Annotated in this window: 1 pseudogene; it reads left to right on the top strand. The window is 77.3% G+C overall.

From position 1 onward, the window contains the following. A pseudogene (locus VS93_RS29950) lies at positions 1 to 488 on the top strand (DUF3367 domain-containing protein); the annotation flags it as partial.

Raw genomic sequence — 488 nt, 5'->3', positions numbered from 1 at the left:
CCTGCTGGTCCCGCTCGGTGTGGGGTACGGCCTGTGGGTGGCCGGGGCCGCGGGCGCCGCTGTCATCGGTGCGGCGCTGCTCTTCGTGTGGTGGCTGGGCCGTTCCCCCTCGGCGCGGATCCGGCACGCCAAGCCCGGGCGGCCGGCCTTGGGCGGGCGGCTCATCCGGTGGCTCGCGGGTCCGTGGACGGTCACGGCCAGCTTCGTGCTCGCCGGGCTGGCCATGGCCGCCGGGACCTACCTGGCGACGAACCTGCCCTTCCATGACTTCAGCGAGCCGTTCGGTGATGCGCTGCGGGGCTGGTTCGCGCAGCTGTGCTGCCTGCCGGCGCTGGCCCGGCTGGTGCTGTCGCTGGGGGACCTCTCCGCGCCGGAGCAGCCGGCCGGCGAGAGCGCCGCCCCCTTCTTCGAGGCCCGGCAGGATCCGGCCGGACCCGGCTCCGGTGGCGAGGCGGCCGGGGCCGGCGCCGAGCGCGAGCCGGCGGACC

Source organism: Allosalinactinospora lopnorensis (genome assembly GCF_000981225.1).
GTDB lineage: Bacteria > Actinomycetota > Actinomycetes > Streptosporangiales > Streptosporangiaceae > Allosalinactinospora > Allosalinactinospora lopnorensis.
This window is presented reverse-complemented; position numbering and strand designations above follow the sequence as displayed.